The organism is Woeseia oceani, assembly GCF_001677435.1.
In the GTDB taxonomy this organism is placed as follows: domain Bacteria; phylum Pseudomonadota; class Gammaproteobacteria; order Steroidobacterales; family Woeseiaceae; genus Woeseia; species Woeseia oceani.
Genome location: NZ_CP016268.1, coordinates 1,058,052 through 1,077,398 on the forward strand (window position 1 = coordinate 1,058,052; position 19,347 = coordinate 1,077,398).

16 protein-coding genes are annotated in these 19,347 nt (G+C 57.8%); 7 read left to right on the plus strand and 9 right to left on the minus strand.

Annotated elements, in window-relative coordinates:
- Window positions 1-2 precede the first annotated feature (2 nt).
- Together BA177_RS04505 and BA177_RS04510 are read right to left on the minus strand one after the other, a co-directional pair.
- Window positions 3-782, minus strand: a complete 780-nt coding sequence (locus tag BA177_RS04505) for an SDR family NAD(P)-dependent oxidoreductase (protein WP_197493333.1) — start codon at window positions 780-782, stop codon at window positions 3-5.
- 51 nt (window positions 783-833) lie between these two features.
- Entirely contained in the window at window positions 834-2,162 is a 1,329-nt protein-coding gene (locus tag BA177_RS04510; protein WP_197493334.1) for an L-fuconate dehydratase, read from the minus strand.
- 330 nt (window positions 2,163-2,492) lie between these two features.
- On the opposite strand from BA177_RS04510, the gene BA177_RS04515 reads away from it, so the two are divergent.
- From BA177_RS04515 to BA177_RS04525, 3 genes are all read left to right on the plus strand, one after another.
- Window positions 2,493-3,593: a glycoside hydrolase family 172 protein gene (locus BA177_RS04515; protein WP_068613450.1), complete on the plus strand. Its 1,101-nt coding sequence runs from the start codon at window positions 2,493-2,495 to the stop codon at window positions 3,591-3,593.
- Between the two features lie 25 nt (window positions 3,594-3,618).
- Complete coding sequence (locus BA177_RS04520; protein WP_068613453.1) at window positions 3,619-6,156, plus strand: GH116 family glycosyl-hydrolase; 2,538 nt, start codon at window positions 3,619-3,621, stop codon at window positions 6,154-6,156.
- 63 nt (window positions 6,157-6,219) lie between these two features.
- Window positions 6,220-7,143, plus strand: coding sequence for a hypothetical protein (locus BA177_RS04525; protein WP_068613456.1), 924 nt, complete (start codon window positions 6,220-6,222; stop codon window positions 7,141-7,143).
- On the opposite strand, the gene BA177_RS04530 is transcribed toward BA177_RS04525, so the two are convergent.
- The 6 genes from BA177_RS04530 to BA177_RS04550 form a co-directional block, all read right to left on the minus strand.
- A complete protein-coding gene (locus BA177_RS04530) occupies window positions 7,140-8,339 on the minus strand; it encodes a serine hydrolase domain-containing protein (protein WP_068613459.1) in 1,200 nt (399 codons plus the stop codon). The genes BA177_RS04525 and BA177_RS04530 overlap by 4 nt on opposite strands.
- Before the next feature lie 36 nt (window positions 8,340-8,375).
- A complete protein-coding gene (locus BA177_RS04535) occupies window positions 8,376-9,155 on the minus strand; it encodes an IclR family transcriptional regulator (RefSeq protein ID WP_068613461.1) in 780 nt (259 codons plus the stop codon).
- Between the two features lie 302 nt (window positions 9,156-9,457).
- Window positions 9,458-9,595 carry a hypothetical protein gene (locus tag BA177_RS18530; protein WP_156762697.1) on the minus strand — a complete coding sequence of 46 codons (138 nt, stop codon included), beginning with the start codon at window positions 9,593-9,595 and terminating at the stop codon, window positions 9,458-9,460.
- Window positions 9,596-10,006: 411 nt separating this feature from the next.
- Window positions 10,007-11,236, minus strand: a complete 1,230-nt coding sequence (locus tag BA177_RS04540; RefSeq protein ID WP_068618889.1) for a potassium/proton antiporter — start codon at window positions 11,234-11,236, stop codon at window positions 10,007-10,009.
- 190 nt (window positions 11,237-11,426) lie between these two features.
- A complete protein-coding gene (locus BA177_RS18745; protein ID WP_068613465.1) occupies window positions 11,427-11,864 on the minus strand; it encodes a MarR family winged helix-turn-helix transcriptional regulator in 438 nt (145 codons plus the stop codon).
- Window positions 11,865-12,045: 181 nt separating this feature from the next.
- Window positions 12,046-12,930: an SAM hydrolase/SAM-dependent halogenase family protein gene (locus tag BA177_RS04550; protein WP_068618892.1), complete on the minus strand. Its 885-nt coding sequence runs from the start codon at window positions 12,928-12,930 to the stop codon at window positions 12,046-12,048.
- A gap of 437 nt (window positions 12,931-13,367) precedes the next feature.
- Between BA177_RS04550 and BA177_RS04555 the strand changes: the two genes are divergently transcribed.
- Window positions 13,368-13,694: a cupin domain-containing protein gene (locus tag BA177_RS04555; protein WP_068618893.1), complete on the plus strand. Its 327-nt coding sequence runs from the start codon at window positions 13,368-13,370 to the stop codon at window positions 13,692-13,694.
- A 162-nt stretch (window positions 13,695-13,856) separates the two neighbouring features.
- Here BA177_RS04555 and BA177_RS04560 read toward each other — a convergent pair whose 3' ends face one another.
- Window positions 13,857-14,747: a creatininase family protein gene (locus tag BA177_RS04560; protein ID WP_156762698.1), complete on the minus strand. Its 891-nt coding sequence runs from the start codon at window positions 14,745-14,747 to the stop codon at window positions 13,857-13,859.
- Window positions 14,748-15,066: 319 nt separating this feature from the next.
- Here BA177_RS04560 and BA177_RS04565 point away from each other — a divergent pair, with 319 nt between their 5' ends.
- The 3 genes from BA177_RS04565 to BA177_RS04575 all read left to right on the plus strand — a co-directional run bounded on the left by BA177_RS04565 (window position 15,067) and on the right by BA177_RS04575 (window position 19,339).
- Window positions 15,067-15,978 (plus strand): Lrp/AsnC family transcriptional regulator, encoded by a 912-nt coding sequence (locus BA177_RS04565; RefSeq protein WP_068613471.1) that lies wholly within the window; start codon window positions 15,067-15,069, stop codon window positions 15,976-15,978.
- A 474-nt stretch (window positions 15,979-16,452) separates the two neighbouring features.
- Window positions 16,453-17,685 carry a cytochrome c gene (locus BA177_RS04570; RefSeq protein ID WP_197493335.1) on the plus strand — a complete coding sequence of 411 codons (1,233 nt, stop codon included), beginning with the start codon at window positions 16,453-16,455 and terminating at the stop codon, window positions 17,683-17,685.
- 52 nt (window positions 17,686-17,737) lie between these two features.
- Window positions 17,738-19,339 carry a 5-guanidino-2-oxopentanoate decarboxylase gene (locus tag BA177_RS04575; RefSeq protein WP_068613473.1) on the plus strand — a complete coding sequence of 534 codons (1,602 nt, stop codon included), beginning with the start codon at window positions 17,738-17,740 and terminating at the stop codon, window positions 19,337-19,339.
- Window positions 19,340-19,347 lie beyond the last annotated feature (8 nt).

Below are 19,347 nucleotides of genomic sequence, written 5' to 3' on the forward strand. Positions count from 1 at the left end.
GGTCAGATCTTGAGTCCTGTAAAGCCACCATCCAGCGAAAAATCGGAGCCCGTAATAAAACCCGCATCAGTTGAACACAGGAACACGGCCATTGCAGCTACCTCTTCCGGTGTGCCCATGCGGCCAATCGGTTGGGTGGCAGCCAATTTCGCGAACATGGCGGTCTCCTGCCCCGGGTAGTTCTTTTTTAAGTAGTCATCGACGAAGGGCGTGTGAATTCGCGCTGGAGAAATCGCGTTGCAGCGCACACCCGCCGCAACGTAGTCCCGGGCTATGGAGCGCGTCATGGCGAGCACGGCTCCTTTGCTCATCGAATACGCGAATCGGTCCTCGAGACCGATGCTGGCAGCCACGGAAGCGATGTTCACAATCGAGGCCGCGCCATTCGCGATGAGCCTGTTGATGCACGCATGGGTAACGTTGTAGAGTCCCTTGACGTTGACCTGGTAGACGCGATCGAAGTCTTCTTCGGTCGTGGCGGCGATATTGCCGATGTGTGATACGCCGGCATTGTTTACCAGTATGTCCAGTTTTGCCGGTGCGTTGGACAGAGCGTTTCGAACTGCCGTGTGGTCAGCAACATCGCATTGCAGGTAGATCACAGCGCCGGCGTTCTGCTCCGGGGCGGGCTGTCCGGCAAGCGTAGCGGGCGTATCACGATCCAGCACCCATACCCTGGCGCCATGTTCTATAAAGCGTGCTGTTATGGCCGCGCCAATTCCGCTGGCGCCACCCGTAACCACGGCGTTTTTGCCCGCCAGCTGAGCCATCTCTGTTTGCACCAGGTTCACCTTGTTCGTGTCGAGAGCGTTACCAACGCTGTAGTCGTCGTTCTAGCCTACCCTTCTGCGCCAAACGGGCCCACCGGGGTATTCGTATTGCCGCAGCGTGTGTTGCTTCATCTCAATACTAAAGCCTGGTTTGTCCGGCGCGACATAGCGCCCGCGCCGAACCGTCACCGGGTCAAGGAAATGCTCGTGCAAATGGTCCACGTATTCGATCAACCGGCCGTCCAGGGGGCCGCCCAATGCAATGAAGTCGAACATCGCCAGATGTTGGACCTGCTCACACAAGCCCACGCCCCCTGCATGAGGGCAAACCGGAATGCCGAATTTCTTCGCCAACAGAATGATCGCGATATTTTCGTTCACACCGGCGACCCGGCAGCTGTCAATTTGGCAGAAATCGATTGCGCCGAGCTTCATCAACTGTTTGAAGGTGATGCGGTTCTGGCAATGTTCGCCTGCGGCCAGCTTGATCGGCTTTACGGCATCTGCAATTGCGGCGTAGCCGAGTATGTCATCGGGGCTGGTAGGTTCCTCTATCCAAAGCGGGCGAAATTCCGCGAGGCGCTTGATGTGCGTGATCGCTTCATCGACTTCCCATACCTGATTCGCATCCATCATCAGCGAGCGGTCAGGCCCTATCGTTTCGCGAATCAATGCAGCGCGTCGCAGATCATCGTCCAGTGACGTGCCGACCTTCATTTTCAGGTGATTCCAGCCGTCATCGATTGCGCTTAGACAGAGTTGGCGGACTTTTTCATCCGAATAGCCGATCCAGCCGGCCGACGTTGTATACGCCGGGAACCCGTCGGCCAGCAACGTTTCGATCCGGGCCTCTTTACCAGCCTCGGCTTCTTTTAATAGCGCCAGCGCTTCGTCCGGGGTCAGTGCATCGCTCAGGTAGCGGAAGTCGACGCAACGCACGATTTCTTCAGGGCTCATTTCCGCGAGCAAGCGCCACAGGGGTTTCCCGCTGGCTTTGGCGTGCAGGTCCCACACAGCATTGATCACCGCTGCCGCGGCAAGATGGACGACGCCTTTCTCGGGACCCAGCCAGCGAATCTGATCATCGCCGGTCAGTGCATTCGAGAACGCGGCGGAATCAGCAACGATGGACTCCAGCGAACGATTGATTGCGTGATGCGCAATGGCATTCAGCGCAGCGCAGCAGACTTCATTGCCGCGACCAATAGTAAATGCCAGCCCGTTGCCCTGCAGGCCGGGTTGATTGGTTTCCAGTGTCAGGTATGCGGCGGAGTAGTCCGGGGCGCTGTTCATCGCGTCGGAGCCGTGTTGCTCGTCGCTGGTTGGGAACCGAATATCGCGAATACTGAAGCCGGTTATCCGAATGTTTGTGGCCGAACTGAATGTGCTCACGTGTTGATCCTGGTGGGCTGCTGTAGCTGTTGTAGTTGTGTTGCCGATGCCATGCAGTTGGGCGCTTCGGCTGTGTTTTGGTGCTGAACACATAGCATGTTCCGCTACGCCTGGCAGGCGGTTCGCCGCTTGTGGACGACCGCGCCCGGTAGGCGCTTGACTGTCTTGCGAACGGTCAATAAGATCACTTATGAAAAAAACATTTATATATGAAACTTAGAAAAAGATACCTTTCACATTCCGGAATGTCAATTTGCGTCTGCAAATACTTTGATGTGCGCTACATTGCGGATTTGACCTCTACCGCATCGACCAGGGCAGGCCTTCGCAATGACTGAGTTTTACGACGTTCCGGCACATGTACACAGTCGCTCGATTACGTTCGAGAATCCAACGGGAGCGAAAGGTTCCGGCGGCACGATAGCCAGCCCCCTCGGTACCGGGCGCAAGGGCAGTCCGGCCCGAATGATCCCTCCCGGCGCAACGCTGGAGTTGGCGAACATTGAAGGCCCTGGCGTTATCCGGCACATGTGGATGACAACCTACAATGTAGCGGATGCGATGCGAGGTCTTGTGCTGCGAATCTACTGGGACGGTCAGGAGCATCCCAGCGTCGAGGCGCCGTTGGGGGATTTCTTCGGCTTTGCCCACGGCAAGACGGAGCCGTTCAGTACCGCGGTGCATTCCGTCTCCGAAAAATATGGCATGAATATCTGGTTGCCCATGCCGTTTCAGGAGAATGGCCGGGTGACCATCAGCAATGATCTGGATATCGAAGTGCTGTTTTTTTATCAGATCGATTACACCGTAGGTGATGTGCACGCTGCGGGTTTCGGCCGCCTGCATTCACAGTTTCATCGTCAGAACCCCACCAAGTTACGAGACGATTTCGAGATTCTTCCCCGGCGCTCGGGTGCCGGCCGTTACCTCGGCGCGGTACTGGGTATTCGCCCGTCTGACCCGAATTGGTGGGGCGAGGGTGAGGTAAAGATTTACCTGGACGGCGACAGGGAGTTTGCAACGATCGTTGGGACCGGCGCGGAAGACTACGTGGGCTTGTCGTGGGGCGTTCAGCAGAATGCGCTGTTATATAACGGCGCCAACCTGGTTACCGGCGAGAGGCTCGATTCCGGTCCGGTGTCGATGTACCGCTGGCATATCCCGGATCCTGTCTACTGGCATCAGGATATTCGCGTCACCGTGCAGCAGATTGGTCTGCAACCTCCGGTTGCAACCTTTGCCGAGTACCAGGCCGGTTTATACGAGCGCGAGGACGACTGGTCGAGTTGCACATTCTGGTACGAAGCAGTTCCCAGCGCGCCCGTCGCCAGCATACCGTCCTTGCAGGCCCGTTTAAGTGGCCTGGAGTTGACACCGGACCGCAACGCTTTGCCGCTGCAATCCGGGACTAACCGTGCCTCGGGACTGTAACGGTGGCAAATGCAGCGTGAATGACATGAGCAAGCCTGACTGGCCAGTTCTGACTTCGTATACCGGCCCCCACTTGCGCAACATCGCAATGCCGCTCGGCGGCATGGGCGCGGGCTCGGTTTCGATCGGTGGCAGCGGCGACTTGCGGGATTTCGAGCTGTTCAACAAGCCGTCCAAGGGGTTCGTGCCGAGCTCCCTGGATATTGCGCCTTGCGTCATGATGCACATCAGTAAGGCCGGTTCAGGCAGTGAACTACGCCTGATTGAAGGACCTGTCGACAGCGCTGATTATCAAGGCAGCGTCGGCTGCCGACGGCCTAACCATGGAATACCCCGTTTTCGCGAATGCCGTTTCGATGCCGCGTACCCGTTGGCGCAGGTCCATCTGACCGATGATGATGTGCCGGTGTCGGTAACAATGCAGGCATTCAGTCCGGTCATTCCGGCCGATGCTGACAGCAGTTCACAGCCGGTGATTCAGCTCAGGTACGTCCTGCACAATCATTCGAGCGATCCCGTGCAAGTCGCGACCATCGCGACACTGCCGAACTTCATCGGCATGGACCCGAAAAGTCGCGAGCTGCTGGGCAATGGTCGGGTGCGCTACTCCGGGCCGAATAACAACCGTATCGAGGTTCGGCAAAGCGAGCAGGTCCAGGGGCTCTATTTCTTTTCCAACGACGTAGACCGCGGGAGTCAAAACTTTGGTTCGGTCGCGCTGGCAACCGCTGCAGCAGAGCAAACCAGCGCGCGTACCTGCTGGCTGGACAATAAATACTATTCTGCGTTGCTTGATTTCAGAAATGACCTCGATGCCGATGGCCGTTTGAGTGACCGAGAGCAGGTCACTACAGATGTACCGACCGGCTCTCTGGCGGTGCATTGTGATTTACAACCGGGCGAATCCCGGTCAGTGACGTTCTTCCTGACCTGGCACTTTCCCAACCGCATGGACTGGACCAGCGGCAAGCACGATGAATTGGTGGGTAATTGGTACACCGCTCAATACACTGATGCATGGAATGCCATGGAGCAGCTGGTGCCGCGCATGCCAGCGCTGGAGGCAACCACCGTCAAGTTTGTTCGCGCTCTGTGCGAAAGCGATGTGCCGGCGGCGATCAAGGAAGCAATGCTGTGCAATTTGTCGACCCTGTTCACCGAAACCTGTCAGCGGCTGCCGGACGGCACCTTTTGCAGCTTCGAGGGTTGTGGCGATCAGCAGGGTTATTGCGAAGGTTCCTGCACGCATGTGTGGAACTACGAGCAGGCTCTGGCCTTTTTGTGGGGCGAGCTTTCTCTGGGCATGCGCGAGGTTGAGTTCGAACTGGCGACCGGCGAACGGGGCGACATGGCATTCCGTGTCATGCAGCCGTTTGCCACGCGTGCGCGTGACTTCGGCAAGGTGGCGGCCGACGGCCAGATGGGCTGCATCATGAAGATGTACCGGGACTGGACCCTGAGCGGCGACACGGCGCGGCTGCGGCGCCTGTGGCCCCGGGTCAGAAAGGCGCTGGAGTATTGCTGGATCGTTGGTGGCTGGGATGCAGATCAGGACGGGCTTATGGAAGGTTGTCAGCACAACACCATGGACGTCGAATATTACGGACCCAATCCGCAAATGCAGTTCTGGTATCTCGGGGCCTTGCGCGCCGGGGCTAAGATGGCGGCCGCGATCGGCGACGAATCGTTCAGCGAACGGTGCGGCCAGTTGTTCCATGCGGGTTCAACCGCCACTGATGAAGTCCTGTTCAACGGCGACTATTACGAGCACAAATATATCGAGCCGGCGATCCCGGGTGCGATTCCCGCAGAACAAATACTGTTTCCGGACAAGCCTGCGGATCGTAGCCACCAGCTGCTGGATGGGTGTTTGATCGATCAGTGCGTTGGGCAGTTGATGTCCCATGTCTGTGGCTTGGGCTATCTCGGTGATCCGCGAAACATTAGAAAGGCGCTCTCCAGCGTTGCCAAATGGAATCAGCAAGACGGCTTTCATGGGCACTTCAATGTCATGCGGACATTTGCCCTGGGTGACGAAAAGGCGCTGCTGATGGCTGCATACCCGAAAGGGCCGCGGGGCGAATTTCCGTTTCCCTATTTCAGTGAAGTGATGAGCGGCTTCGAGTACAGCGCTGCGGCCGGGATGATTTTCGAAGGGCTGCGTGAACAAGGGTTGTCCTGTATCAGGAATATCAGGGATCGGTACGATGGCAGGAAACGAAATCCTTTTGATGAAGCTGAGTGCGGGCATCACTACGTCCGCGCACTCGCGAGCTGGGCTGCCGGGCTCGCATGGACCGGGTTCCATTACTCCGCGATAACCGCCGAACTGCGGGTCAACGGCGAGGATGGCTGCTGGTTTTGGTCCAACGGCTACGCCTGGGGTCAGTACCGCATAACGGGCACGTCGTTTCAGCTCAGTGTGTTGCACGGCGAGTTGCTGATCTCGGAGGTTGTAGTCCGTGGTCGGGGCCAGCGTCGTGTCGACACCGGGCCTGTAAAGCTGTCAGCCGGCACTGAGCCCCTACGTCTGGATATCGTTGCAGACCACGTGAGGCCGTAATGGCGTCATTCGTCAAAAGAGCGCCGCTATCAGCATGCGGCAAGTCAATTCAGGAGCCGCAAGATGGCTGAATACAAAATTTCTGCTTACCGCGACTGGCCAAACTGCGCGTATGTGCAGCATGGCGATCTGGAGTTGATCGTAACCCTGGACGTTGGGCCTCGGGTCATCAGTTGTCGTCTGAACGGTGGGGCGAACCTGTTCAAGGAGTTTGCAGAAGAGCTCGGGTGTATGCGTGCGGACAAGTACATGCTGTTCGGTGGCCATCGGCTTTGGCATGCGCCGGAAGAGCATCCGCGGAGCTACAGTCCGGATTTTGATCCGGTTAGCAATGACTGGCGAGATTCGGTCTTGCGGTTGGTGCAAAAAACGGAGCCAACAACGGGGGTTCAAAAAGCAATCGATCTGCATTTTGAAGAGGGCGGCAGAGTGCGGTTGCAGCACTGCTTGACGAATACCAATCTCTGGAGCGTCGAACTTGCGGCCTGGAGTGCGACGTTATTGGCGCCCGGCACACGGGCGATCGTTCCGCAGGAGGACTTCAGGCCACACCCCGAGCATTTGTACCCCGCGCGAACCTTAACGTTGTGGCACTACACCCGCATGGGTGATCCGCGTGTACGCTGGGGTGATCGTTTCATCGAGCTGCGTGAAGACAGTAACGTCGACTACAAAATCAAGTTCGGCTTGTTGAACAAACAGCGCTGGGCGGCGAGCTGGAATCACGGGGTTCTGTTCATCAAGACCTTTGGATTCCGCGACGGCTTGAGATACGCGGACATGGGCTGCAATTTCGAGGCGTTTACCATGCCGGGTTTTCTGGAACTGGAAAGCCTGGGTCCACTGCAAGTGCTGGAGCCGAATGCGACCTTGTCGCACGAGGAGATCTGGCATTGCTGGCCATGCCCGGTGCTGCCGGAGGATGAAGAAGCATTGCAAGCGGCTTTACAGCCGTACCTTGCGCAGCTGGTTTTTCCGGGTGGCTAGCGCCAGAAACCGTCGTCGCGGGTCTGATAGCCGAGCGCTTTGTACATTTCATCGATAAGGGTTTGCGCTCGGTCATCAAGCGACGGCGAGCCGTTCATCTGATTCATCGTGTAGGCAAACGAGAACTCCTCGGCAGGGTCGGCAAATGCGATTGAGCCGCCCATGCCCGGGTGCCCAAACGCGCGCTCGCCGATTGCGTAGCCGGTACCAGCTGGCACGCGACCCAGACCCCATGATTTTGCGAACCCCAGCGTGAAGCAGGTTGCGATACCCAGCGTCTGGTCCTTGCCCGACGCCGATGTTGCGTAAGCCATGCGCGCCAGGGCATCTGCGCTAAGCAGGCGTTTGCCGGCAAACGAACCGTCCAGCGACAGTGGTGCGTACAGACGCGCCAGCGACCTGGCGTTGGTTATGCCACCGCCAGCTGGCATCTCCGCGGCGCGGCTGGTGGAGTCGTTCAGATTGAGCAGGAAAGCGCCGAGATTATTTCTCACGTGCGCAGCGACAGGATTCACCGAGGCCGGCGGCGCGGTTGTGTTCGGCAGCATGGTCGGCGCCACCCGCGGTTCTTCCTCTGGAGGCAAGCCAATCCAGAAATCCAGGTCCAGCGGCTCGGCAATTTCCCGTTGGAAGAACTGCCTGACCGAGAGGCCGGTAATGCGGAAGATCAATTCATTCAGCAAGGCGCCAAAACTCAATGCATGGTAGCCGTGCGTCGTTCCTGGTTCCCAGAACAGCGGTTCCTGCGCCAATTGTGCAGCGAGTTCGCGCGAGTCGCACACTTCATCCGCGGTCAGTGTTTTTCGCAGAGCCGGCAGGCCTGCCTGATGATTGAGCAGCATCCAGACAGGAATGGTGGTTGTACAGTCCTTCTGAAACTCCGGCCAGTATTTGGAAACTGGCGCATACAGGTCCAGAGCACCCGCATCGGCGAGCATATGAACGCACAAGGCCACCGCCCCTTTGGTGCAGGAGAATACGCGGGTGATGGTGTTTTCCTGCCAGTCGATGGATGCCGCGGAGTTTGCGCTACCGCCCCAAAGGTCGATCACCGGTTCGCCCCGCAAGATAACGCATAGCGACGCGCCTGCTTCCCCCCGCTCGGTGAAGTTGCGGGTAAATGCGGCCTGGACATCCGAAAAGTCCGGCTTGCAGTAGCCCGACACGGTGCCGCCCTTCAGGGTCTGTGAGTTCATGAAACTACCCACCGTGGACCTGTTTGGACTGCAGCGTCAGAAGCCGCCATAACGCGGGCTCAGTGCGGACAGTGCTTTTGATGCATCCATCAGGTGTTGAAGGGCATCGGCAACGGGCACAGCGGCGGCGCGGCCTTTCAGGAACGGCACGGTCAGGCAGGCAATCACGTGTTCGTGATCGCCCATGAAGACCGGGCAGGAAAGATCTTCAACACTCTGTACCAGTGAGCTCTTGCGGCGCACATACCCTTTACGCCTGGCCTTATCGAGTGTGTTGTTCATCTCGTCAATATCGATATCGCCGTTTTGTTTCGAATACCGCCTTAGTAATCGTGTGCGTTGCTCCTCGTCCATCCATGCCAGCAATGTGAGGCCGGATCCGGATTCATACAGGTCCAGATGATGACCTACGCGAACCGCTATCCCAACGCTGGAAGGGCTTTCGACGCGCGCGATCACAACCATCCGATTGCCGCTTGCGACCGCAAGATGGCATGACTGCAGCGTCGCCTCGGATAAGGCGTGCAGAGTCGGGAAGGCTGCTTCAACCAGTGTTCCCACCGGGCTTGCGAGCATTCCGAGGTCGAACAGGCGGTTCGAGATACTCAACGCATCGCTGGCCGTGTCGCGAATCAGGTAACCCCTTTCCACCAGCACGGCCGTCATTCGGTATAACTCGCTTCTTGAGCGATTCAGTACGGACGCAATTTGTGTAAGCGTCATGGGTTCTTTCACGTCGGCCAGCAGCTCGAGTATCTCCAGTCCCTTGTCGAGGGCGGGTGCTCGGTAAACTGTGGATTTCTCTTTCTTGGCCATTGGCTTCAGCTGTCTTCGAAAACTGGTGGGTACCTAGAGTGCCATTATCCTCAGCAGCGAGCGCTAATGCCATGACCGCGAATCTCGCAGGTAGTCTTGCGGTCACAGCCCGCGCCGTACGGGCCGCATTGTCGAGGGTTGGTAGCGGACTCCCGAAGCTTGACAACCTACAGGCATGATAGTGACGACGCCTGAGAATAATCATATATGAACAGTACGTTTATAGGAAATCAGCTAAGCCGAATGCCTCGAGGGGGCAAACATATTAGACGACTGCTCTTTCGTTCTTTGATTTCGACTGGTCAGACATGCAGATACAGCCGTGTGCCGGCGTCATTGCCTGCGTGGGTAATATCGGCAAGGCACGGTCCACCGGCACTGAGTTGTCCTGCAGCGCTTTGCTCGGCAATGGCTTCAGCGTTCGTTTGATCGGCGCGCACTTTATTTCGCGATCCTCTACGGACTTTACCTCGGCAACAGAAGGGTTCATTCCGTCCGCTACCGTTTGGCGCAAGCGCCAAAAAAGGGACAGGGGCGGCGCATCTCCGATAGGAAGGCGCCAGGGCGGATTGGGACGTCGACAGTTCGTTCAGCTTTTCTTACCGGTCTGCCTCACCCAAAAACCTGACAATTTCCACGCCGCTGGATTCTTACCGGATGCTGGAATTCATGATTGGCTGCGCGCGGCAGACAGAAGTGCTGCGACCGAGGGTGAGCTTGATCGTCAAGAATCTCACGGATGAGAACAAGAACGACCTATGGCTTCACGCCGGACACCAGTGCCGACCTGGTATTGCTGACGATGCCACGTCATGTCGCGACGGGGTCTGGATTCCTGATCCGGTAGCGATTTACTGTCGCACGTTAATACTGGCAGCAGGTGGCTCGTGAGCGTTGTTCTTGCGAGCCACTCGCAGAATGCGGGCCGCGAGACCTACGGTCGAGCCTTGCAATAACAGCGAGGCAACCACAATCACGAAGACGATGTTGAAGAACTCCGCGGTTACCGGGCCCGGTGTTATCACCGGGAAAATTGCCAGGTAAATCGGCACAGCGCCGCGTAATCCAACCCAGCTGATAAATGTCTGCTCCCGAACGCGGAAGCCGAGAGGGGCGATGCAGCTCAATACAGCAATCGGCCGAGCGATGAAGATCAGGACGGCGGCGATGGCGAGACCTGCGGGCAGCATTCCGATCAGGGCGCTTGGCGTGACCAAGAGGCCAAGCATCAGGAACAGAACAATCTGACTCAGCCACTGCAAACCTTCGTTGAAATGCAGAATTCGCTTCACCGGACGTTGCAGTCGCGCCGAGATGACGAGCCCACACAGGTAGATCGCGAGGAAGCCGCTGCCACCCAGCAAATCGGTTCCGGCAAATACGCTCATTGATCCGGCCAGTGCCATCGGGGGGTACAGTCCCTCGGACAATTCCAGCCGATCGAGCAGTTTCGTAATCGTAAGTCCGCCAGCAACACCCATCAGTACACCGAGCCCTATTTGCAGCAGCAGCAACGGGACAAAGTTACCAAGTGACGATAATGCGAAGTCATCCCCAGAGTTCACGAGCGTAGTCAGTGCAATGGTCAGGAAGATGGCCATCGGGTCATTGAGGCCGGATTCGAGGGTCAGCGTGTTCTGCAATCGCGATGGCAGGCCGATTCTGCTTTGCTGTATCAGCAGGAAGGTCGCCGCCGCGTCGGTTGAGGCGACTACCGCGCCCAGCAGCAAGCCGATGGCGAGCGGGACGTCCAGTATCCAGGTTGCTGCGAGTCCTGCGACGGCTGCGGTGAGTACCACGCCCACCGTCGCCAGCAGTGTTGCCGGCAAGCGTGCGCCACGCAGTTCACGAAGATTGGTCTCCAGGCCGCCCGCGAACAGTATGACGGCCAGTGCAACACCGCCTACCTGATAGGCGGCGGAAAAATTACTGAACTGCACCTGCCCTGGACCGTCTTCGCCAGCGAGCATGCCACCGATCAGGACCAGTAACAAAATGGGCGCGCCAAGGCGGTGCGAGATGGGAATCATCAGGAAGCCCATGAACACAAGCAGGCTGGCAAGCAGTAGTGATTGTTCCATATTCACCTTTGATCCATGTCCGGTTCCTACCCTGGCTGCAGTTCTGCTGCTAGCGACGGCCCGTAATTACCCGCCCGGTACCTGTCCGTTTTTTGACGATTGATGCGAGCCTGTTGTTTCGCCTCGTACCGCTGTGATGTTACTGGCTGGATAGAATTTAACTGTATTGCTGTTTGTTCGAGCGCAAAAATCAGCGCGCGAGCCGATCGAGCATTTCTATGGTTTTTCGTACGCCATCAGCCGACAACGTCGACGACTTCAGTAACGACGTCATCGAGTCATCGACTACCATTGAGGCGTCGTCAACCACCTCGCGACCGGCGGGCGTCAAAGTTGCTATCGCGAGCCGCGCGTCGCGTTCACTCTTGACCGTTGTGACCATGCCAAGCTTTTCGAGCGGCCGCAGTGCGCGCGTAACTCCCGAGGGCGTAACTCCCATTGCGTAGGCGAGGTCGACCCGGCTGGCCTGCATGTCGTGAGCTTCAGCCAGAGTCCGCAACAGCCGGTACTCAGCGAGGCTGATACCCCTTACTGCTGACAAGCTGTTGCTCAGTCGCCGTTCCAGGCGGTGCCATGCGGCAGCGAAGCTTAGTGCGAGCTGCTGCGGTTCTTTGCGGGTGGTTTTCATCCGCAGGATGCTAACATATACGTGACTAGTCACGCAATAGTCACGAGGTTGCCGGTTGATCAGAGTGACCTGGCCGGTCGGGAGGTGGCTGCGGCGCCGCAACCATCCGGTGTATCGATGGGTACGCACACTGCCATGGCGCAGCCCGGGTGTGTTTCCGGAGCGCGCCATGGCACTTGGGCTACTTGCGAATTTCGATGCTCCAGTCGGCGCCGGAACCGATGCCGTGAGTGTCGGCAAAGCTGCCCTGATTGATCGCAAGCGACACGTCATTCAGGCTGTTCAGGTACAGAATGGGTTCGCCCAGTTCCACGGCACCAAAGGTTGTGAAGTAGGGCACTTTGCCTTGCCACGCGACCTGACCTTTGTTGAGCACGCGAACATTCAGGATGTCGCCGGGTTTGGCGCCAAGCTTGCGGAATGTATCGCGGTAAACATTGCTCCAGACATTGCCGAACTGGATGTCGAGGATGGGGATGTTGCCCCGGATCACGCCGTCCGCAAAGGTCGCGCGCTGATAGGGAATGCTCACGACTTCGTTTGCCAGTGATTGGCCAACTTCCTCAAAGGAAATGATACCGGCGGCCAGTCGTGCGCCAGTGTAGGCGTACACGTCGCGGCCATGGAAGGTATACGATTCCTCAGAGTTCGCGAGACGGTTGACGGCTTCATCGATCTCCCGCACGGCCTTGATGCCCAGCGACTCGGCAACAAACGTCAGCGTGCCATTGTCCGGCGTTACAAAGTAGTGCCCGGACCGCGTCTCGAGGACTACCGATTTGCGCTTGGTGCCCACGCCGGGGTCAACAACGGAAACAAAGACCGTGCCTTCAGGCCAGTACTCGGCCGCCTGTACAAGGCGCAATGACGCTTCCCAGATATTGAATACGGGAACGTCGTGAGTCAGGTCATAAATGCCGAGGTCGGGCGATACGCCGACAGCGACACCTTTCATGGAAGCCACGGCGGCATCCTTGAGCCCGAAATCCGACTGGAGGACCAGCGGGCTGCCTGCCCAGCTTGCGGGTGAAAGTAGTAGTAAGGCCAATAGAATTCGTCGCTTCATGATTGCTCCCGATGCCGTATGCCTGTCTTCTGATTCTGAAGAATAGGCGACTTCAGGCCGTGCCGTCATGCCCGTTTCGCTATGGCCCGTTCGATTCGTGCGGCGGCGAAGTCGGGTATTGCCCGTACATCTCTATTGCCGGCGATGGCCCTTCAGGGGCCTTCGTATACGGGTCGCCAGTTGTTGAGCAGCGCCTGTGGCTATGGGTCTGCCACGCGCTGCCGGGCAGCTGGGTCCGGCAGCCTGTGGATCGCCGGCGCCACGCCAACACCTCGTGCACGGTCCCCGTCTGGTACGATCGCGCCGCTTGCGATAGGCCGCTGACAGGCCATCGTCAGCCAGGCAAGGCAGAGTATGCAGGCACGGCACTCGCTGTGCGACAGAGTGGGCGGCGGGTATCGCCGCGCCCAGAGAGACCCGAAACGGACGAGCTATTGATGTGCAGGCAAAATTCAACCGGCAGCGCCACACCGACTATCCTGATTGAGAACGGCAGAACTCGCGTAACTCGTTGGACATTTTCCAAACGCGGAGACAACACCGGCTGGCACGAACATGAATACGATTACGTTGTTGTACCGTTATTTGATGGGCAACTCGAAATCGAAGACGAAAGCGGCGCGCGGGCTGAAGTTCCGATGACCCACGGCGCACCGTATTTCCGACCAGCGGGCGTGCGCCACGATGTCATCAATGGCAATGACTTTGAATGCGCATTCGTGGAGGTGGAGTTTCTGGAGCAGCCAGCGACAGCGGGTTGCTGACTTCGCTGCTGCGTTCCGTGCGTTCAGGTATTGCCGGATGATGAGTTCACCGGGCAACCGGCAAGTGCAACCGTGGAAGGGTCAGTAAACGGCGGGACGAAGTGGTGACCGCGTCCCGCCGGGTCTTGTGTATTGCAGACTGTGCAGTGGTCTGCCGCCAGGTTACTGGGCTTCGACTGATTTGCGAATGGCGGCCACGGTCAGATCGGCACGCTTTTTCAAGAGCGCGAGGCCCCATTTCCGTGCAGTTTCCCTGTCGCTGATGGACACGCCGTCAATTGTGGCCAGATCAGCGTCAACCCGCGCCTGCCAGCGGACCGTCTGAGGATCCGTCAGCATCATCAGGAAGGTGCTGGACGGATCGTCATGCACGCCGTCGCGCACACCCTTTTTCGTAACACCGGCATCGAGGAGTACCTGATCGGCATCGTTCCAGCTGGCGTAGTATTCCGGAATGTAGTGTACGCGGGGCGTGCCACCCCAGGCGGCATTCAGCTGCTCAGCAATGGATTGCAGGATGGACTGACTGCTGCCGCCATTGTCACTGAGTAGCACGATATTCTTGAAGCCATGCGCACGCATGCTGACGGCGACGTCGGTCATGATGGCTTCGTAGGTTTCATCACGAACGCTGATTGTGCCGACCGTGTCCATGTGCCCGCTGCGGGTTTCGGGATCACCTTCGGGCACGAAGGCATTGACGGGTGCGCACAATGCGTTGCCAAGGTCACGCGCGATCGCATCGCAAGTCGCTTGCAGGACGTAGTTGTGTTTGCCGAGTGCCAGCCACGGGCCGTTGGGTTCAACACCGCCGCCGGGAATGATGATGGTGGTCTTGCCGGAAGCCATCGCGTCACGTACATCCATCCACGTCATTTCTTCCAGCCAGACGGTATCGGCAGGAGGTAATGGGTTTGGTGTATCAGCGCAGTTGTAAACACTGCGCTCGCACTTGCCCCCACCGGTTGAGCGTTGTTCTTCGAGTTGCGCGCATGCATTGGTGGATACCGCGAAACAAGCGAACAGGCAAAGTGAGCGTAAAAACGGTGACATCAGGCGTTCCTCCGGGGTGTCAGGCAGCAAGCTTGGGGTTTCGAATTATCTGCAAATTAATAAAAATAGAGAAAATTCGGGGAAAAAGAGCTTATTAATACTTCATAATTTCTTTAGAATAAAGAAAAAACGCAATAGTCGTTAGAACCCTTTCCTCGTGTGCAGCCGTCGAGCGAACCCCGCGACCGCTTGATGCCGCCGTTTGACGGCCAGGCGACAAACGGCGGCTGGCAAAGCCCGCAATCTAGTTCAGGTAGGTCAAAGGCGCTACCCTAGCTGCTGTTGTGGTCGCATGCGAACGAGAAGGGGACTGTTGCGGGTGGATCAACTCACAAAAAATATAATCGCGATCCTGCGGCGTCACGGTCGTATTTCATACTCTGACATCGCCCGCGAGCTGGGTACTACCCGTGACTTCGTCGCAAGGACGGTTAACCCCCTGATTCAGTCCGGCGAGCTCCGGATTATTGCGGGACCACACCCGCGAGTGCTGGGTTTGACGGTGTCAGCGCACTTGTCCATCAAAGTAAGCGGGAATATCGAGCCGATCCTGAGCTCGTTGGAGGAAATGGAGTCACTGGTGTTTATTTCGGTGGCTGCCGGTGCCTATCAAATCATTGCGGAAACAGGTTTGCCCAGCATGGCCGATCTCGGTCAGCAAGTAGCAACGATTCGGGCAATCGAAGGTGTTACTGAAGTGCAGGTGCTGTTGTACGAGCGGATATTGAGCAGCTTCTTTCTCGGCGAAGAACCTGAATCCTTTGATCATAACTTCGACGAAGTCGACATCAGCATCATCACACTGCTGCAGCAGGACGGTCGCGCGAGTTACGCCGACATTGCGCGTAACGTTGGTCTCTCGCTGAGCGGCTGCCGAACGCGGGTACAGCGCTTGCTGGAATCCGGCGTCATGCAGATAGGGGCTATCAAGAAACGCTCGGACATGACCGACGACCTGTTGTTCGGTATTGGTATCAACGTGCACGCGAATCAGACTGACGTTACGCGTCGAATAGGCGAAGAGCCGGGCCTCGAATTCATGGCCCGCACGGTAGGACGATTCGACATTATTGCCACGCTGAGTTTCAACTCGTTGCGGGATTTCAACCAAATGGTTTCCCAGTTGCTGGCGCTGCCTACTGTCACCTTCTGTGAGCAATGGCTGCACGTGCAAATCGTACGCGAACGCTATGACCGCACACTGGAGCATCTGAAAGTATCTGCCGGCTAGCCTGCGCCACAGCGAGCGCTTACGGGGCGATTGCGGCTGGCGGCAAACCCGCGTAGAACAGCCGCCGTTGCCCGGGTTTCCATGGCGTCCGATTGGAAATTCAAAATGCTGTAACAGTGTGTATAAAGCGATAAAACGCATTCCAGAATGCCTTCACTTGCTCAAATAATTGTTCTAGACTGCAAATAATAGAAAAAACGCAATATTTGGGGTGAGCGTCTGAGCCGCAGCAGGCCTGGACGATGGGGGTGCCGGTCGCCGTCTTGGCTGCCGGGCATGAGCCATTGCCTGAGAATCACGCGGGTGACCGGATTGGCCGCGAGGCCACTGACCGGTCGGTGGCGTTGTAACGGTTTCTGGCAAAAGCGTTGCGGGCCGGGCAGCTGGTCAGGGATAAAGTGGCGCGGCTAATCGGGGTCGATAGCGGCGCCAGCCGAAAGTAGGGAGTTTCAGATTTTGAATTCATGGAGAACTATGGGCCGCATGCTTTACCCGGTCGCGATAGCTGCCTTGTGCTTTGCAGGTATGTTCGGCGCATCGAACACGCAGGCGGCCGACGACATTGAACGTGGAAAATACCTGCTGACGGCAGGCAACTGCGCCAGTTGTCACACCGTTGATGGCGGCGAATTCATGGCGGGCGGCCTGAAATTTGATACGCCGTTTGGCGTCATTTATTCCACGAATATCACGCCGGATCCGGACACGGGTATTGGCAGCTGGACGGCAGAACAGTTTCTGACTTCGATGCGCGAAGGTGTTCGCCCGGACGGGCAGCACTTGTACCCTGTCTTCCCGTATACGGCGTACACGAAGATGACGGACGAGGACATCCTCGCCATCTTCAGCTACTTGCAGAGCATCACGGCCGTGCGGCAACGCACACCAGAGAACGAACTCTCATTTCCGTTCAATCAGCGTTCACTGTTGTTCATGTGGAAAGCGCTGTTTTTCGATGAAGGGCCTCTCGAGGCCGACGCTACACAGACTGATGAGTGGAATCGCGGCGCCTACCTGGTTGAAGCTCTCGCGCATTGTTCCGTCTGTCATACGCCGCGGAATTTCATGGGGGCCGAAAAATCAAGCCTGCGAATGACCGGCGGCACTTACAACGACAAAGTGCCGACGGGCGACGTGCGCCCGTGGGCTGCGCCCAATCTGACGTCGGCACAAAGCGGCCTGGGCCTATGGCCGGTAGAAGAAATTGCCGCGTATTTGCAGAACGGGCAAAACCGTTTTGTCACTACCTTTGGCCCGATGAACGAAGTGATACTGAACAGTACACGCTATCTGGATCGGGCCGACGTCAATGCCATGGCGGTATACCTGAACAGCCTGGAAGCCAACGAGCAAAAGGGCGGACCGGCACCGAGTGCCGAAGTCATGCGCCAGGGTGAAACACTGTACAACGTGCATTGCGGTACCTGTCATTTGCCGACCGGCCTTGGCGGTGACGACTCTGGCCCGCAGCTTGCTAACGGCAGCCTGGTCGTCCGTGCGAGCAATCCCGCGTCCTTGATCAACGTCATTCTTTACGGCCCTGAGCTACCGGATCCACCGCTGCCAACGGAGCGCTGGAAGCCGATGGAACCGTTCGGTGATTTGCTGTCGGACGAAGAACTCGCGGCGCTGGCAACCTTCGTGCGCAACAGCTGGGGAAATTCTGCCGGGGCCGTCAATGCCGACCAGGTAAAGGAACACCGCTAGTGAAGACAGTGTTCGGAAATGGCCTGCGTACTGTGCAGGCGCGGACAGCGTCATGCTGACCTGTGGCGAACTGCTCGTGCAGCTCCTGGAAGATGCCGGAGTCGACACAGTCTTCGGCATTCCCGGCGTGCACACCGTGGAGCTCTACCGGGGTTTGCCTGCAACCAACATCCGGCACATTACGCCTCGCCATGAGCAAGGTGCCGGCTTCATGGCTGATGGCTACGCGCGGGTTACCGGGCAACCCGGCGTATGCTTCATTATCACCGGCCCCGGAATGACCAACATCGCGACCGCGATGGGCCAGGCGTACGCTGATTCCGTTCCCATGCTGGTCATTTCGAGTGTCAACAATTCGTCAGAACTTGGGCTTGGCAACGGACATCTGCACGAGCTGCCCAACCAGCGCAATCTGACCTCGGGTGTGACAGCGTTCAGCCATACGCTGATGACACCGGATGAATTGCCTGCCGTCCTGACCCGGGCATTCGCCGTTTTTTCAGGTGCGCGGCCAAGGCCCGTGCATATTGAGATACCGCTGAACGTCATTACCGCCGCGGCAGATCACGTGCGGCCCACGCTTGGGGCTTTGCCCAGCAGGCCGGGCCCCAGCCCGGCGGCAATTGCGGCCGCCTGTTCGCTGCTGCATGAAGCACGGCAACCGGTGCTCTTGTTGGGTGGCGGAGCGGCGCATGCCAGCACTGAGGCTGTTGCCCTGGCGGAAGCGCTCGATGCGCCGACGGCAATGACGATCAATGCCAAAGGGGTGCTGCCAAAAGGCCATCCCTTGTCACTGGGTTCCAATCAGTCGTTGCCGGCCGTTCGTAAACTGGTCGCCGATGCCGATGTCGTTATTGCCATTGGCACCGAGCTTGGCGAAACCGACTATGACGTCACCTTCGACTCCGGCTTCCGTGTCGAATGCCCGCTGATACGCATTGATATCGATGCCCAGCAATTGAATCGCAACTTCCCGGCTGATGTCGCCATCGTCAGTGATTCGGCCATGGCGATGCAGGCGTTGCTGGCAAACCTGCCGCAACGCAAATCGGTTGGCGACGGGGCGAAACGTGCGGCAGCAGTGCGGCAAACGCTGGATGCGCAATGGCCGGCCAAATGGACCGGGCAGCGGCGGATGTTCGAGTTGTTGCAGAACGTATTGCCGGATGCCATTTTCGTTGGTGATTCAACGCAAACGGTGTATTCCGGAAATCACCTGTTTGAGGCGAGCCAGCCGCGTTCCTGGTTCAATGCCTCGACCGGCTACGGCACCCTGGGCTATGGATTGCCCGCCGCTATCGGTGCCAAGCTGGCTCAGCCAGATCGTCAGGTCATCGCCCTGGTTGGTGACGGTGGCTTGCAATTTACGCTGACTGAGCTGGCTGCGGCTGTTGAGGCGGACGCGCCTGTCATCGTCTTGCTCTGGAATAATCTGGGCTACGGTGAGATCAAGCGTTACATGCTGGAACGCGATCTGCCAACGATCGGTGTTGATATTTACACACCGGACTTTATTACCATCGCCCGCGGTTTCGGCTGTCACGCCGAATCAGCAACGAGTTTCGAACATTTACGTGAACTTGTGGAAACGGCATCGACGGCCAATCGACCGACGATCATAGAGTTGTTCGAAGACGCGGACTTCCTTCAGTAGAACGACAC